At 68.9% G+C, this 15,814-nt stretch carries 13 protein-coding genes; 5 read left to right on the top strand and 8 right to left on the bottom strand.

Annotated features, from left to right (window positions below; all coding sequences use genetic code 11):
- The first annotated feature begins 88 nt into the window (after window positions 1-88).
- Window positions 89-1,783 carry a VRR-NUC domain-containing protein gene (locus DIE21_RS17485; RefSeq protein ID WP_124498877.1) on the top strand — a complete coding sequence of 565 codons (1,695 nt, stop codon included), beginning with the start codon at window positions 89-91 and terminating at the stop codon, window positions 1,781-1,783.
- A complete protein-coding gene (locus tag DIE21_RS17480; RefSeq protein WP_124498876.1) occupies window positions 1,780-4,080 on the top strand; it encodes an ATP-dependent DNA helicase in 2,301 nt (766 codons plus the stop codon). The genes DIE21_RS17485 and DIE21_RS17480 overlap by 4 nt, the downstream gene beginning before the upstream one ends.
- A 15-nt stretch (window positions 4,081-4,095) precedes the next feature.
- Here the strand turns inward: DIE21_RS17480 and DIE21_RS17475 are convergent, their stop codons facing one another.
- A complete protein-coding gene (locus DIE21_RS17475) occupies window positions 4,096-4,866 on the bottom strand; it encodes an IclR family transcriptional regulator C-terminal domain-containing protein (protein ID WP_124498875.1) in 771 nt (256 codons plus the stop codon).
- Window positions 4,867-5,032: 166 nt separating this feature from the next.
- Here DIE21_RS17475 and DIE21_RS17470 point away from each other — a divergent pair, with 166 nt between their 5' ends.
- Window positions 5,033-5,266, top strand: a complete 234-nt coding sequence (locus DIE21_RS17470; RefSeq protein ID WP_124498874.1) for an AbrB/MazE/SpoVT family DNA-binding domain-containing protein — start codon at window positions 5,033-5,035, stop codon at window positions 5,264-5,266.
- Window positions 5,253-5,666, top strand: a complete 414-nt coding sequence (locus DIE21_RS17465) for a PIN domain-containing protein (RefSeq protein ID WP_124498873.1) — start codon at window positions 5,253-5,255, stop codon at window positions 5,664-5,666. Before DIE21_RS17470 ends, DIE21_RS17465 begins: the two co-directional genes overlap by 14 nt.
- A gap of 191 nt (window positions 5,667-5,857) precedes the next feature.
- Here the strand turns inward: DIE21_RS17465 and DIE21_RS17460 are convergent, their stop codons facing one another.
- Both DIE21_RS17460 and shiA read right to left on the bottom strand, forming a co-directional pair.
- Complete coding sequence (locus tag DIE21_RS17460; RefSeq protein ID WP_124498872.1) at window positions 5,858-7,159, bottom strand: UDP-N-acetylglucosamine 1-carboxyvinyltransferase; 1,302 nt, start codon at window positions 7,157-7,159, stop codon at window positions 5,858-5,860.
- A 211-nt stretch (window positions 7,160-7,370) separates the two neighbouring features.
- Window positions 7,371-8,678 (bottom strand): shikimate transporter, encoded by a 1,308-nt coding sequence (gene shiA / locus DIE21_RS17455; protein ID WP_124498871.1) that lies wholly within the window; start codon window positions 8,676-8,678, stop codon window positions 7,371-7,373.
- A gap of 357 nt (window positions 8,679-9,035) precedes the next feature.
- Here shiA and DIE21_RS17445 point away from each other — a divergent pair, with 357 nt between their 5' ends.
- A complete protein-coding gene (locus DIE21_RS17445; protein ID WP_124498870.1) occupies window positions 9,036-10,163 on the top strand; it encodes a 4-hydroxyphenylpyruvate dioxygenase family protein in 1,128 nt (375 codons plus the stop codon).
- Window positions 10,164-10,215: 52 nt separating this feature from the next.
- Here the strand turns inward: DIE21_RS17445 and DIE21_RS17440 are convergent, their stop codons facing one another.
- The 5 genes from DIE21_RS17440 to DIE21_RS17420 form a co-directional block, all read right to left on the bottom strand.
- Window positions 10,216-11,451, bottom strand: coding sequence for an NADH:flavin oxidoreductase (locus tag DIE21_RS17440; RefSeq protein ID WP_124498869.1), 1,236 nt, complete (start codon window positions 11,449-11,451; stop codon window positions 10,216-10,218).
- A 128-nt stretch (window positions 11,452-11,579) separates the two neighbouring features.
- Window positions 11,580-12,914: a type II toxin-antitoxin system HipA family toxin gene (locus DIE21_RS17435; RefSeq protein WP_124498868.1), complete on the bottom strand. Its 1,335-nt coding sequence runs from the start codon at window positions 12,912-12,914 to the stop codon at window positions 11,580-11,582.
- A gap of 2 nt (window positions 12,915-12,916) precedes the next feature.
- Window positions 12,917-13,336 (bottom strand): helix-turn-helix transcriptional regulator, encoded by a 420-nt coding sequence (locus DIE21_RS17430; protein ID WP_124498867.1) that lies wholly within the window; start codon window positions 13,334-13,336, stop codon window positions 12,917-12,919.
- 172 nt (window positions 13,337-13,508) lie between these two features.
- Complete coding sequence (gene ribBA, locus DIE21_RS17425; protein WP_124498866.1) at window positions 13,509-14,636, bottom strand: bifunctional 3,4-dihydroxy-2-butanone-4-phosphate synthase/GTP cyclohydrolase II; 1,128 nt, start codon at window positions 14,634-14,636, stop codon at window positions 13,509-13,511.
- Window positions 14,633-15,571, bottom strand: coding sequence for an alpha/beta hydrolase (locus tag DIE21_RS17420; RefSeq protein WP_124498865.1), 939 nt, complete (start codon window positions 15,569-15,571; stop codon window positions 14,633-14,635). Before DIE21_RS17420 ends, ribBA begins: the two co-directional genes overlap by 4 nt.
- Between the last annotated feature and the right edge of the window lie 243 nt (window positions 15,572-15,814).

Below are 15,814 nucleotides of genomic sequence, written 5' to 3'. Positions count from 1 at the left end.
GGGGCGCCCGGGCGGTGCGCGGCATGCGGCATTCTTCGTCACATTTGATATGATTCCGACCTGTACAAACGTACAGTGATCGATCCCCGTGACGCCAGCCTCGCCGACGCCCCCGGCGTTTTACTACCTGACCAATTTCGAACGCGCGCTGGCCTGGCTCGGCGAGCGTTACGACGACCTGCTCGACGCGCACGAACACGCGTTTCTCGCGCAGTTCGCGCAGTTGCCGAAAGCGTCGCGCGCGTTGCTCGTGCGGATGCTGATGCGTAGCGGATCCGACTTCCGGGCGAGCAAGCTCGTGTACGACGAAATCGGCGGCACGCTCGACGCGGCCGCGCCGCTCGTCGAACTCGGCTGGGTCGATCCGGCGCCCGCGCTCACGCTCGACGCGCTGTTCGCGCTGTCGACCAAGGCCGATCTGCTGAAGGTGTTCCCGTCGCTCGCCGCGCACGCGGGCGAGCGCAAGCCCGCCTGGCTCGACCGGTTGCGGCCCGCGCACGACGTCGCGCAGCCGCTCGACGCGTGGTGCGCGCAGGCCGGCGATCGCGTGCTGCGCGTGACGGTCGGTGCGCTGTGCGACCGGCTGCGGCTGATGTTCTTCGGCAATCTTCATCAGGACTGGAGCGAATTCGTGCTCGCCGATCTCGGCGTGTTCCAGTACGAAAGCGTGCCGTTCGCGCCGTCGTCGCGCGCGTTCCAGCAGCGCGCCGACGTCGATGCGTATCTCGCGCTGCAGACCTGCCGCGAAGCACTCGACGCGTGGCCCGACGAGCTGCCGTTCGACGACCTGCTGCAGGCGATCGACGCGGTCGGCTGCGCGCAGCCGTGGCTCGCGACGCGCCGCGCGAAGCTGTTGTTCACACTCGGGCAGACCTGCGAGCGGCGCGCCGACTGGACCGCCGCGCTCGACGCGTATGCGCGCAGCGCTTGGCCGGGCAGCCGGCATCGGCGCATTCGCGTGCTCGAACGCTGCGGACGCGATTGCGATGCGCTCGCGCTGGCGCTCGAGGCGCGCGGCGGCTTCGAAAGCGACGAGGAGCGCCAGCGTGTCGAGCGGATGCTGCCGCGCCTGCAGCGCCGTCTCGGGCAGCGGGTCGAACGCGCGGGCCGCGCGCCTGACGTGCCGCGCGAAACACTCGTGCTGGTGCGCCCCGAAGCGTTCGTCAGCGTCGAATTCGCGGTGCGCGACCATCTTGCGCAACCCGATGCGCCGGTTCACTACGTCGAGAACACGCTGATCAATTCGCTGTTCGGGCTGCTGTGCTGGGAGCCGGTGTTCGCGGCCGTGCCCGGCGCGTTCTTCCACCCGTTCCAGCGGGGCCCGGCCGACCTGCACGCGCCCGATTTCGCGGTGCGTCGCACGGACGCGTTCGCCGCCTGTTTCGCGCAGCTCGAATCGGGCGCGTACCGCGACACGATTCGCCGGCACTTCACGACGAAGACGGGGCTGCAATCGCCGTTCGTGTTCTGGGGCGTGCTGACCGACGAACTGCTCGACGACGCGCTCGCCTGCCTGCCGCCGGAGCACCTGCGGCTGTGGTTCACGCGCCTGCTCACGGATATCCGCGGCAACCGGTCGGGGCTGCCCGACCTCGTCCGTTTCTGGCCGGGCGAGCGGCGCTACGAGCTGATCGAGGTGAAGGGCCCCGGCGACCGGCTGCAGGACAACCAGACACGCTGGCTCGCGTACTGCATCGCGCACGGGATTCCGGTGCGTGTCGTCGATGTCGAATGGGCCGGCGCGGACGTCGCGCAGGCCGAAGCCGCGGGGCTGTCCGCATGAGCTATGTCGTCGCGGTGCGGGCGATGTGCGAGTTCACCGCGCGGCGCGGCGATCTCGACCTGCGCTTCACGCCCGCGCCGACCGCGCTCGAGGGCATCGCCGGCCACGGCGCCGTCACGTCGAAGCGCGGCGCGCGCTACGAAACCGAGATCGCACTGTGCGGCACCTGGGGCACGCTCACCGTGCGCGGGCGCGCGGACGGCTACGACCCGGTCGCGAACCGGCTCGAGGAGATCAAGACGTATCGCGGCAGCCTCGAGGCGATGCCGGCCAATCATCGCGCACTGCACTGGGCGCAGGCGAAGGTCTATGCGCACCTGATGTGCGATGCGCGCGGCCTCGCTGAAATCGACGTCGCGCTCGTGTATTTCGACATCGTGTCCGAGCGCGAGACCGTGCTGACGGAAACGCTCGGCGCGAGCGCGCTCGCCGCGTTCTTCGCCGAGCAGTGCGCGTGCTTCGTCGGCTGGGCCGAGCGCGAGACCGCGCATCGCGCGGCCCGCGATGCGGCGCTGCGTGCGCTGACGTTTCCGCACGGGCAATTCCGCAGCGGTCAGCGCGAGCTGGCGGTGTCCGTCTATCGGGCGGCGCGCGACGAACGCTGCCTGATGGCGCAGGCGCCGACCGGCATCGGCAAGACGCTCGGCACGGTATTCCCGCTGCTGAAGGCGTGCGGCGAGGGCGAGCTCGATCACGTGTTCTTCCTGACCGCGAAGACGCCCGGCCGCGCGCTTGCGCTCGAGGCGGCGGCGACGCTCGGCGCCGGCACGCCGGCGCTGCCGCTGCGCGTGCTGGAGCTCGTCGCGCGCGACAAGGCGTGCGAGCATCCGGACCGCGCGTGTCACGGCGAATCGTGCCCGCTCGCGCAAGGTTTCTACGACCGGCTGCCGGCCGCGCGCGACGCGGCGATCGGCGCCGGGCTGCTCGATCGCGACACCGTGCGCGAGGCTGCACGCGCGCACGACGTCTGTCCGTACTACCTCGCGCAGGAGCTGGCGCGCTGGTCGGACATGGTGATCGGCGACTACAACTACTACTACGACGGCAGCGCGATGCTGCACACGCTCGCGCAGCAGAACCAGTGGCGTGTCGGCGTGCTCGTCGACGAAGCGCACAACCTGCTCGATCGCGCACGCAAGATGTACAGCGCATCGCTCGACCCGTTCGCGTTCGCGGCCGCGCGCGAGGCGGCGCCGGCGGCACTACGCAAGGCGTTCGACCGGCTCGCGCGCGCGTGGGGCACGGTCAATCGCGCGCAGGCCGGGCGCTACGCGGCGTACCCCGAGATTCCGGGGCCGATCGTGTCGGCCGTGCAGAACCTCGTCGCGGCGATCGGCGAACACCTGACCGATGCGCCGCGCGCGAACGGCGACGCGCTGCTGCGCTTTCATTTCGAGGCGATCCAGTTCGGCGTGCTCGCCGATGCGTTCGACAGCGCGTCGATCTTCGACGCGACGCTGCACGGCGAGCCGCTGCCGCGCCAGTCGGGGCTCGACGGCGTCGCGCCGGCCGGGCGCCGGCGCCGCATCCAGTCGACGCTGTGCGTGCGCAACGTGATTCCGGCCGGCTTTCTCGCGCCGCGCTACGAAGCCGCGCGCGCGACCGTGCTGTTTTCCGGCACGCTGAGCCCGTTTCATTTCTATCGCGACACGCTCGGGCTGCCGACCGGCACGGGCTGGCTCGACGTCGACGGACCGTTTCGCGCAGAGCAACTCACCGTGCGCGTCGCAAGCCACGTATCGACGCGCTGGCGCGACCGCGACCGCTCGCTCGAACCGATCGTGGACCTGATCGCCGCGCAATACGCGACGCGGCCCGGCAACTACCTCGGTTTTCTCAGCAGCTTCGACTATCTCGGACGCATCGTCGCGCTGATGCAGGCGCGCCATCCGGACGTGCCCGTGTGGGCCCAGGCGCCCGGCATGGCCGAAAGCGAGCGCGACGCGTTTCTCGCGCGCTTCGACGCGGGCGGGCGCGGGGTCGGCTTCGCGGTGCTGGGCGGGGCGTTCTCGGAAGGCGTGGATCTCGTCGGCGAGCGGCTGATCGGCGCGTTCATCGCGACGCTCGGGCTGCCGCAGGTCAACGACGTCAACGAACAGATGCGGCGCGCGATGGATGCGCGCTTCGGCAACGGGTACGACTACATGTACCTGTATCCGGGCTTGCAGAAGGTCGTGCAGGCGGCCGGGCGCGTGATCCGCACCGAGCACGACGAGGGCGTCGTGCATCTGATCGACGATCGTTACCGGCGGCGGGAGGTGCGCGACCTGCTGCCGAGGTGGTGGCGGATCGGGTGACCGGCACCGGCGTTCCTACAGCACGTTGAGCATCGCGAGCGCGGCTTCCTGCAGATGCGGGAGCACGCGCCGCACGGCCGCGTCCGTCGATTCGGCGCCGATCGGCATGTTCGTGCTCAGCGCGGCGACGACTTCGCCGTGACGGTTCTTCAGCGGCACCGCGATGCCGCGCACGCCGACCTGCAGTTGCTGCTCGATCACCGCGAAGCCCGCGTCGCGCGCATGGTCGACCTGTTCGAGCAGGCGTGCCTTGTTGGTGATCGTGTGCGGGGTGAACGGCGCGAGCTCGGTGTCGTCGAGCCACGCGCGGACGGCCTCCCGATCCGGATGATGCGCAAGCAGCACGACACCGGGTGACGTCAGCGGGGCCGGCACGCGTGCGCCGAGCACGAAGCCCGTCGTCATCACGCGCGACACGCCGTTGCGGGCGATGAACACGAGTTCCCAGCCGTCGAGCACGCTCACGTACGCCGATTCGTTCAGCGACGCGCTCAGTTGCTGCAGATAGGGCTGGACCGTGCGCGGCAGACGGGCGGAATCGAAGTACGACCAGCCGACCCGCAGCACGCGCGGCGTGAGGCCGTACAGCTTGCCGTCGGTGTACACGTAGCCGAGCGATTCGAGCGTCAGCAGGTAGCGGCGTGCGGCCGTGCGCGTCAGGCCGGTGCGGGCGGCGGCCTGGGTGGGCGTCATCCGCGCGTGCTGGCTGTCGAACGCCTCGAGGATCATCAGGCCTTTTTCGAGGCCGGCAATCCAGTCGCGTCTGTCGAGGTCGGGCTTTTTCATCGTCGGTGCGCACAGGTGGATGCGCGGTATTCGCGCGGGCGTGGGCGATTATCGCGCGACCTGCGAGGTAATGCGACATACGACGCCCCTGAGCCACCCATTCGGCCAACTGCGCGGACTCGCATTGAGGACATTCAATCATTCACGTATATCTATGGAGGCTCGCATGCAGGTCGCGAAATGGGGTAATAGCCTGGCGGTCCGTCTTCCGGCGAGTGTGGTCGACGCACTGGAGCTTCGTGAAGGCGACGATATCGAAATCGTGGTCGACCGCCCGCGCGTTTTCGCGGTGAGTCGCAAGCCGAGGCCCGACGAGCTGCTGCAGCGGTTGAGGCGTTTCAGGGGCAAGCTGCCCGCCGACTTCAAGTTCAGCCGGGACGACGCGAATGAGCGGGATTGAATCGGCGAAATCGTTCGTCGACAGCAATGTCGTGCCTTATCTGCTGTCGGAGGACGAAACCAAGGCGAATCGTGCCGAGGCGCTATTCCTTCGACGGCCGACCATCAGCGTTCAGGTACTGAACGAAGTCGCCAGCGTTTGCAGCCGCAAATTGCGGATGCCCTGGCGCGAGGTGGGGCAGTTTCTTGAGCCGGTCAGGCGCTTGTGCCATGTCGTGCCGATCACGGTCGATATACACGACCTCGCGCGAAGACTGGCGGAGCGGCACGGCCTGTCCTTCCACGACGCGTGCATCGTGGCGACTGCCTCGATCGACGGCTGCGAATATCTGTACACCGAGGACATGCACGACGGCTTGCGCGTGGCCGGTGGCCCGGTATTGCGAAATCCGTTTGCCTGAACGTCGGCGATTCCGGGCACGCCGGCGCGCAAGGGAATGACGAGGGCGGACGGCCGATACGAACCCGCCGACGGCCGACGGCCGATGGCTGAAGCTGGATCCGCGCGGCACGTCGCCGCCGCCGATCGAACGTGAAGAGCGGGAGGGGCGAATGCGGCGCGGACATCATGCGCGCCGCATCCGGCATGACATTACTCGCTGCTCGTCCACTCGACGTTCGCGCCGACCGAACGCAGGTTTTCGACGAAATGCGGGTGCGCGCGCCGGATCGGCAGCGCGTTCATGATTTCCGAGCGGCCTTCGATGCTCGCGGCCACCATCAGCAGCGCGATCGCGACGCGGATGATGTACGGGCTCTCGACGCGCGCCGGCGTCAGTTGCAGCCCGCCGAACGTGATCAGCCGGTGCGGATCGGAGAGCAGCACGTGGGCGCCGAACTTCGACAGTTCGCCGGACCAGCCGAGCGCGCCGTCGTAGACCTTGTTCCAGAACATCGCGCTGCCTTCCGCGCGCACGCCGAGCGCGATGAAGATCGGCAGCAGGTCGACCGGCAGGTACGGCCACGGCGCGGCTTCGACCTTGGTCAGGATGTTCTGCGTGAACGGCCGGCGCACGCGCAGCGGGCCGTCGCGTTCCGCGCGGGACCAGCCGTCGCGGTGCGTGACGTTTACGCCGAACTTCGCGAACGTGCGGTCGATCAGCGGGAAATGCTCCGGCGACGAGTTGCGCACCGTGATGTCGCCGCCCGTGATCGCGCCGAGCGCAAGGAACGTCGCGATTTCGTGGAAATCCTCGGCGAAGCGGAATTCGCCGCCGCCGAGCTTGCCGCCACCCGTCACGCACAGGCGCGACGTGCCGATGCCTTCGATCGCGACGCCGATCATCGCGAGGAACTGGCAGAACTCCTGCACGTGCGGCTCGGACGCCGCGTTCATCAGCGTGGACGTGCCGCTCGCCGCCGTCGCGCACAGCGCGAAGTTTTCGGTGGTCGTCACCGACGCGTAGTCGAGCCAGTGATCGTTGGCCGTCAGCGGGCCGTCGGCACGGACGATCAGCGAATCGGGCGTGCGCTCGATATGCGCGCCGAAGCGCTCGAACACCTCGACGTGCGGATCGATTTCGCGCACGCCCAGCGTGCAGCCCTTCACGTCGTTCTCGAGGCGCGCGACGCCGAAGCGCGCGAGCAGCGGCGGAATCAGCATGATCGACGAGCGCATCGCCTCGGGCAGGCGGTGAACGGCCGGGTCGAACGTCGTGTTGCGATGGTGGAGCTCGAGGATGCCCGTCGTGAAGTCGACCGACACGTCGCTGCCGAGCGTGCGGAAGATGTCGAGGATCTTGCGCACGTCGGTGATGTCCGGCACGCCGACGAGGCGCAGCGGCTGATCGGTCAACAGGGTCGCACACAGAATCGGCAGGACGGCGTTCTTGTTCGCGGACGGCTTGATGTCCCCGCGCAGCGGGGTGCCGCCGTGGACGATGAGATTCGACATGATATGGGGGCGTATCGGTGACTGACGTAGGCCCCTATGATGCCATTGGTCGGCGGGCGGCGTGGAATGTTCAGAGGGGAAAAAGGGTTTCCGCGCACGGGATTGACCGTGTTTGACGTTGGGTGGGGGCGGCGCCCGTCCGGCTGGCCGGAGAGGGCAGCCGGTGCGGGAATGGCCGGCCGCGTATCGGGCCGGCCATCCGGTCATTGCGTCACTGCGCCGCCCGCATCCGCGCGGCGACCACCAGCGAGATCAGGCAGCCCACCGCGAGATAGCCGGCGACGAGGTGCCACGAACCGCCGGCCATGCTGACCAGCGCCACCGCGATGAACGGCGTGAAGCCGCCGCCGACGACGCTCGCGAACTGGTAGCCGACGCCCGCGCCGCTGTAACGGTATTCGGCGCCGAACAGCTCGGTGAAGAGCGGCTGCTGGACGCTCACGACCATGTCGTGCGCGGCATTGGCCAACAGGATCGAGAACACCACGATCCATGCGATCGAGCGCGACTCCAGCGCGACGAAGAACGGCACCGCCGACGCGAGGCCGATCAGCGCGCCGATCAGGTAGATGCGGCGCAGGCCGAAGCGGTCCGCCAGCCACGCGAAGCACGGGATCGTCACGCAGCTCACCGCGCCGACCAGCAGGCCGATGTTCAGGAACAGGTCGCGCGACATGCCGAGGTTCGTCGTCGAATAGCTGAGCGCGAACGCGGTGACGATGTACATCGTGAACAGCTCGGCGAGCCGCAGCGCGACGATCAGCAGGAACGCCTTCGGATGGCGCGTCAGCGCTTCGAGCACCGGCAGGCGCAGCTTGCGGTTCGAGTGCTCGACCTTCTCGACGAACTCCTGCGACTCGTCCATGTTCTTGCGTACCCACAGCCCGATCGCGACCAGCACGATGCTGAGCACGAACGGCACACGCCACGCCCAGGCCTTGAATGCGGCCTCGCCGAACGCATGGTTCAGGATCGACACGATGCCCGTGGCCAGCACGAGCCCGACGCCATAGCCGACCTGCACGCCGCTGCTGTAGAACGCCTTCTTCTGCTTCGGCGCGCTTTCGACGGCCATCAGCGCCGCGCCGCCCCATTCGCCGCCGACCGCGAAGCCCTGGATCGCACGCATCAGCACCAGCAGCACGGGCGCCCACCAGCCGATCGTCGCGAAGCTCGGCAGCAGGCCGATCGCGACGGTCGACAGCCCCATCAGCATCACGGTCAGCACGAGCATCCGCTTGCGGCCGAGCCGGTCGCCGTAATGGCCGAACACGACGCCGCCGAGCGGGCGGAACAGGAAGCCGACGCCGAAGGTCGCGAATGCCGCAAGCGTGCCCATGGTCGGGCTGACCTTCGGGAAGAATTCGGAATTGAATACGAGCGCGGCGACGATCCCGTACAGCAGGAAGTCGTACCAGTCGACGACGGCGCCGACAAAGCTGCCGATCGCGGCCTTGCGGGCCTGGTTGCGCGCGCGGGCGCCGGCGGCGGCGTCGAGGGTGTCGAAGGTTGGGGTCATGGCGAAGTCTCCTGGCACGGCGCATCGTGGAATCGTGGCGGCGCCGCGTCCGATGCTGCATTGAAGTCGAAGGGTGAACGGAGAATAGGGCGCGCGCCCCATCACGGCAATTGGCCGATCGGTTAAATTGCGCGATTATCGTTCGGTTGTGTGCGATTATCGAACGATTTTCGGGTTTGCACTAGGCGAGGGGCCGATATCCCGTTCGGCCAGGGTGTGCCGCCGTGAACGATCTGGTTAAAATCGGGACCATCAAAACCGCGCCCGGATCGGGCGGATGTCCGGCCGTCACATCGGCCGGGCATGCCGCCCGCACCGGGTGTCATCCCCATCGATTGCATGCCCCCGGAGACTGGAATGCCCGGCAATTCCCACCCCCTGTCCAGCGATACGCCGCCTGTTGCCGATCCGGCCGCCAATCCGCTCGGGATGGCCGGACTCGAATTCGTCGAATTCGCGGCGCCGGTGCCGGACGCGCTCGCGCAACGCTTCGAGCAACTCGGGTTCAAGGCGATCGCGCGCCATGTCAGCAAGGACGTCACGCTGTACCGGCAAGGGCAGATGCAGTTCCTGATCAACGCCGAACCCGATTCGTTCGCCGCGCGCTATGCAGAGGAATACGGGATGGGCGTCTGTGCGATCGGGCTGCGCGTGGCCAGCGCGCGGCGCGCGTTCGAGCGGGCGATCGAACTCGGCGCGTGGGCGTTCGAGGGGGAGCGGGTCGGGGTCGGCGAGCTGAAGATTCCGGCGATCCAGGGGATCGGCGATTCGCACCTCTATTTCGTCGACAGCTGGCGCGGGCGGGACGGTCAGCGCGGCGGCGTCGGCGACATCTCGATCTTCGACATCGATTTCCGGCCGATCGACATCGCGACCGCGCATACCGATCTCGATTGCGCAGGCACGGGCCTGCAGCAGGTCGACCACTTCACGCAGACGGTCGGCGCGGGGCGCATGCGCGAATGGCTCGACTTCTACCACGACCTGCTGCACTTCCGCGAAATCCACGAAATCGACGCGCACTGGCATGTGTCGGAAGAGTCGCGCGTGATGGTGTCGCCGTGCGGTGCGGTGCGGATTCCGGTCTATGAGGAGGGCACGCGGCGCACCGAGCTGATGCACGCGTATCTGCCGGACCATCCCGGCGAAGGCGTCCAGCACGTTGCGCTGGCGACCGACGACATCCTGGCGAGTGTCGACGCGCTGCGCGCGAACGGCGTCGAATTCATCGAGCCGCCGGCGCGCTATTACGACGAAGTCGATGCGCGGCTGCCGGGGCACGGCGTCGATCTCGATGCGCTGCGCCGCCGCGCGGTGCTGGTCGACGGCGAGATCGGCAGCGACGGCGTGCCGCGCCTGTTCTTCCAGACCTTCGTCAAGCGCCGGCCCGGCGAGATCTTCTTCGAGATCGTGCAGCGGCAGGGGCACCACGGATTCGGGGAAGGGAACCTCGCGGCGCTGGCCCGCGCACGCGACGCCGGCTGAACGGCAGGGCGCGCGGCAGTCGTTGCGGCCGCCGATTCGCCGCGGCCTGACCTCAAGCACCCACGGCCGGCACGCGGTTCGGCGCCGGGTCGTTCGGCGCCTTGAGCACGCACGCGGTACCCCCGGGCGTGTACATCGACACGACGCAGCGGTTGCATGACGTGCAGCCCGACTGCGCGAGCAGGCCGTCGCGCAGTCCGTTGACGAAACCCGGCTCGAACACGAGCGCGCGGGCAAGCGCCACCGCGTCGAATCCTTCGCGCATCGCCAGCGCGATGTTCTCGCGCGAGCGCACGCCGCCGAGATAGGCGAGCGGCATCCGGACGGCCGCGCGCACTTGCTTCGAATGCTCGAGGAAATACATCTCCCGAAACGCGCCCATCTTCGGCTCGGCAAGCTTTTGCAGCGCCATCGCGGCGCGGACGATCGCGTTGCCGGCGTTCGCGCGCGCATCGCCGGGCAGCGGGCTGCCGAAGAGCTGCCACACCGATTCGACGTTCATCCCGCCGCTCAGCACGAGCAGGTGCGCGCCTTCGGCCTCGAGCCGCCGCGCGATCTCGCATGCGTCGTCGGCCGTTCCACCGCCGCGCACGCCTTCGGTCACGCCGATCTTGCAGACCACGGCAAGATCGCGGCCGACCGCATCGAGCACGCGGCGCAGCACCTCGACGGGAAACGCCGCGCGACGCGCCGCATCGCCGCCGTACGTGTCGCGACGGCGGTTGTACAGCGGCGACAGGAACTGGCTCAGCAGATAACCGTGCCCCATGTGGATCTCGACCGCGTCGAAGCCTGCATCGCGCGCATGTCGCGCCGCATGCGCGAATTCGTCGGCGACGACGGTCATCTGGTCGCGCGTCATCGCCTGCTTCAGGAAGCGGCCGCTCATCACGCCGACCTTGTTGAACCCGCCCGATGCGCTCAACGGCCGTTTCGTCGACAGCGACGGCAGAAACGTGAAGCAGCCGCCGTGCGTGATCTGCGCGGATGCCGCCGCACCGTGGCGATGCACCGCGTCGGTGAGCGCGCGGAATTGCCGGACCGTCGGCGCATCGAGCCGCGCCTGGTCGACGAACGTGCGGCCGTCGTCGCTGATCGCGCAGTACGCGACGGTCGTCAGCGCGGCGCCGCCTTCGGCGATGCGCTCATGAAACCCGACGAGCGCACGCGACGGCACGCCGTTCGGCGTCATCCCTTCGTTGGTCGCGGATTTGATCAGGCGGTTGCGCAGCGTCAGCGGGCCGATCTGCAGCGGGCTGAACGCGGTATCGAGGGCGGCGGGTTCCATGTCGGGCGGGCGTCGGGAATGGGCACGGCGACCATTGTCCCGAGTCGGCGCGGGGCCGCATCGTCCACGTGGACGACCCGGTGCCGGCCGACGACCCGCCGCCGGTGCGTGGCCCGTGCACGCACCGCCTACTCGGCCGCACCGAGCTTGCGCGCCTGGCGGCGCATCCCGTCGAAGATCGCATCGGCCACGTCCGCCGGGAAATCCGCCGGAATGCGCGATGCGACGTCGGCGATCACCGGTTCCGTGCGTGCGGCCACGTCGGCCATGGCCGCGCGTACGTCGTCCTCGGTCAGGCCGACGCGGCTGCCTTGCGCGATCCAGTGACGCGGCTGGATGTCGCCGATCACGTAATGGCGATTCTTCCCGCACACGGCCATCGCGAGCCGCGCGCGTCGCGGCGGCAGCTGGTTGCGTCGCGTGCCGATGATCGGATGCGCGGACAGCACGTCGTACAGCGGCGTGCTGCGATACGTATTGCCCGGCAGGTGCGCGATGCTGAAATTCTTCGCGTGGCCGTCGATGGCCGCGAGCGCCCAGAACACGAGCTGCGTGACGAAGAAGTTCATCCGGTCTCGCGCGGCATCGACGGAATTCGCGAGGATGCCCATGATCGTCGCGATGCCCGGCCCGCCGTCTGATTCGTATTTCGCCCCCGACGGCGTGCCGGTCGCCTGGCACATGTCCTCCTGCGGCAGCCGCAGGATCCACGTGCCGTCGCGGGACGGGCGGCGGTCGAAGCGCTCGACGATCAGCGCCTTCTGGTCGTCGAACCGGCCGATGTCGCACGCGGCGACCGGCAGGCCATAGGCGGCGACGATCTTCGAGCACAGCCATTCGTTCTCCACCGACGTGCGCATGTCAGCCTGCATGTTCCCGACGCGCCCCAGCGGCAGCTTGAAGATATGCGTGGTCGGCGTGCTGCCCGACGGCAGCAGCCAGCGGTTGCCGTGGCGCAGCAGCGCGGTCTTTTCCTGCGCGCCGGCGATCGACAGCCGCAGTTCGCCGTCCGGCTCCGCGTGGCCGGGCAGCGGTGCCGCGGTCGCGTGGCGCAGCACGTCGGCGACGGCTGCATCGTCGAGCGCCGTGCCGTCGATCGCCTGCAGGTCGACCGGCGTCTCGTCGGGCGGCAGCAACTGCAGTGCACCGACGCAATCGCGGCCGATCGATGCAAGCAATTCGAACGGCGCGGTCGATCCGAGCCGGTAGCGCTGCGCGATGCGGCGGCGGATCGGCTGGCTGTCCGGCAGCAGGTTGTCGAAGTAGTCGGCGACGATCGCGCCCTGGTGCGGCTGGTTGCCGGGCGTGAACGGCAGCGATAGCGACAGCGGCCGCCCCTGCGGATCGTCGACCCACGCGGGCAGGTAGACGAGGCGCTCGACGCCGCGCCGGACTTCCCAGTATCCGACCGGGATGCCGTTCATCCACAGGTCGAGGCGGTCGAGGCGGGGGCGGCGGGCCATCGTCACCAGTCCTCCCGCTTGGTGTCCCGAGGCTTGCCGGGTGTCGCCGCGGCAGGCCGTTTCCGCGCGCCGGTGGATGGCGCCTTTGCGGCTGCCGGCGGACGGACCGGCATATCGGACGAGCCGGACGAGCGGCCGCGCGCGGCCGGTGCGCGCTTGGGCGCGGGAGCGGATGCGGTGTCGTCGGGCGCCGCTGCGTCGTCCGGCGTGCCTGGATCGAGCGCCAGGCGAACCCCGAGCACGTTCAGCACCTTGAAAAGCCGTTCGATGCTGACCGCGGACGGATGGGCTTCGAGCTGCGCGTACGACTGCTGCGTGACGCCGAGGCGGGCGGCGAGCTGCGCCTGCGTGAATCCCGCCGACTTCCGGAAGCCGACGAGGATCGGGCGCAACTGGCTCAAGGTCTGGACAGGAAATGCCATGGGCTCTCCGCGAAATGACAGGCGATCGCTTGTAATCGAAAAATACAGTCTATGGTATGTATCGTCAAAATACAAACCCGAGACTGTATTTCATAAAAACAAACGATAGCCTGTCAAATGGAGATCCATGGATCGGTGCACGAACGGGCGGCGCGCGCCCGTCAGCGCCGCGTCACGCCGCCTGCAGCGGGCTTGCCTGCACGGCGCGCGCGCTTTCCGGATCGTCGTCGCCGAGCGGGATGAACGCCATGATTTCCAGCTCGTGCCCTGACAGCGCCGGCAGCCGGAACGGGCTCGACAGCACGTTCAGCCGTCTTACGCCGAGCTCGCGCAGGATTTGCGACCCGATCCCCGTCACGCGGCCGTCGCGGCGCGCATGGCCGGCGGGCGGCGGGCGCATCGCGTCGCCGCGCATGTCGCAGTCGAGCAGCACCGCGACGCCGCATCCGGCCGCATCGATCCGCTGCAGTGCGGCGTGCAGCGGCCACGAGTGCGCGGACGGTTCGGCGTCGAGCAGGTCGAGCAGCGAATGGCATTCGTGCACGCGCGTCAGCACGGGCGTCGACGGATCGGGCTCGCCGCGCACCAGCGCGAGATGCGGTGCGCCGTGCACCGTGTCGCGATACTCGATCGCGCGGAACCGGCCCCACGGCGTATGCAGCGGCCGTTCGCCGACACGCTCGACGAGCGATTCGTGCTCGCGGCGGTAATGGATCAGGTCCGCGATCGTGCCGATCTTCAGCCCGTGATGCGCGGCGAACGCCTTCAGCTCGGGCAGCCGTGCCATCGTGCCGTCGTCGTTCATTACCTCGCAGATCACCGACGCGGGCGTGAGCCCGGCGAGCGCCGCGAGATCGCAGCCGGCCTCCGTGTGCCCCGCGCGCACCAGCACGCCACCCGGGCGCGCGGCGATAGGAAATACGTGGCCAGGCTGCACGAGATCGTCGGGGCGCGCGCCCGAGCGGACCGCCGCGCGGATCGTCCGCGCCCGATCGGCCGCGGAAATGCCGGTCGTCACGCCTTCGGCCGCCTCGATGCTGACGGTGAAGGCAGTCCCGAACGGCGTGCCGTTGTGATCGGCCATCGGCGGCAGCCTCAGCTGCTCGCAGCGCTCGGCGGTCAGCGTCAGGCAGATCAGCCCGCGCCCGAAGCGCGCCATGAAGTTGATCGCTTCGGGCGTCACGTGATCGGCCGCGATCACGAGATCGCCTTCGTTTTCGCGATCCTCTTCGTCGACGAGCAGGACCATCCGCCCCGCCCGCAACTCGTCGACGATTTCCGGCGTACTGGCGAGCGTCATTGCGCCTCCGTCGCGTCGAAGGCGCGGCGCAGCGCGTCGGCGCCGAACGTCAGCACGCGCTCGGCCGCATCGAGCGCGCCGAGCATGCTCGCGAAACCGTGCAGCTGGCCCGGCCAGCGCACGAGCGACACCGGCGTGCCGGCCTGCGCGAGACGCAATCCATACGCTTCGGCCTCGTCGCGCAGCGGGTCGAATTCCGCGCTGACGATCGTGGCCGGCGCCACGCCCGACAGGTCCGCCGCGGCGAGCGGGCTGGCGAGCGGCGATGCGCGGTCGGCACCGTCTTCGAAATACTGGCGCTTGAACCAGCGCATCGCGTCCGCCGTCAGGAAATAGCCTTCGCCGAGCGATTCGTACGATGGATGCTCGGTCGCGCAATCGACGACCGGATACAGCAGCAACTGGTGCGCGATCGCGATGCCCGAACCGCGCAACTGCAGCGCGGCGACCGCGGCCAGGTTGCCGCCCGCGCTGTCGCCGGCCACGGCAATCGCATCGGCGCGCGCGCCGAGATCGCGCGCACTGGCGGCGGCCCAGCGCACGGCATCGCATGCGTCCTGCGCGGCCGCCGGGAAGCGTGCTTCGGGCGCGAGCCTGTAGTCGACCGACAGCACGAGCGTGCGCGCCCGTTTGGCGAGGCTGCGGCACAGATTCGCGTGCGAATCGATACCGCACGCGACGAAGCCGCCGCCGTGGAAAAACACGGTCAGCGGCAATCGCCCGTCGGCGTCGGGCCGATACAGTCGTGCGGATAACTGGCGACCCGGGGCGGGAATCTGCCAGTCCTCTTCGGCGGCGATCGCATCGCCGGGCGCGAAGGCGCTGCCGCCGGCGAGGCTCGCGCGGTACGCGGGCACGGTCAGTCGATCGAAATCGATCGCGGGCGCTTGGGCGAGCGCGGCGAGCAGCGCCTGCGCCTGAGGGTCGAGCGGCATGGGAACTCCTGTCTGAATCTGATGCGGTCTGAATCAGGTAAACCCGCGTCGCGGTTTTCCCTGAGCCCGAGCCGGACGCTTGCCGGCACGGCCTGACGGGCATTCCAGCGCAGCGGGCAGGGCGCCACATCATCCGATTGGACGATGGTTCGCGCGTCCGGATGGCCAAAGCTCACCATTCAGTGAATGTCCCGATGACGCCGGAATTAAGACGCGTCTTAATCATGGCGGCGCGGATGAGTC

It is taken from the genome of Burkholderia sp. Bp9140, assembly GCF_003853425.1.
GTDB lineage: Bacteria > Pseudomonadota > Gammaproteobacteria > Burkholderiales > Burkholderiaceae > Burkholderia.
Note: the sequence above shows the minus strand (reverse complement) of the source record. Positions and strands in the feature narration are given on the sequence as shown.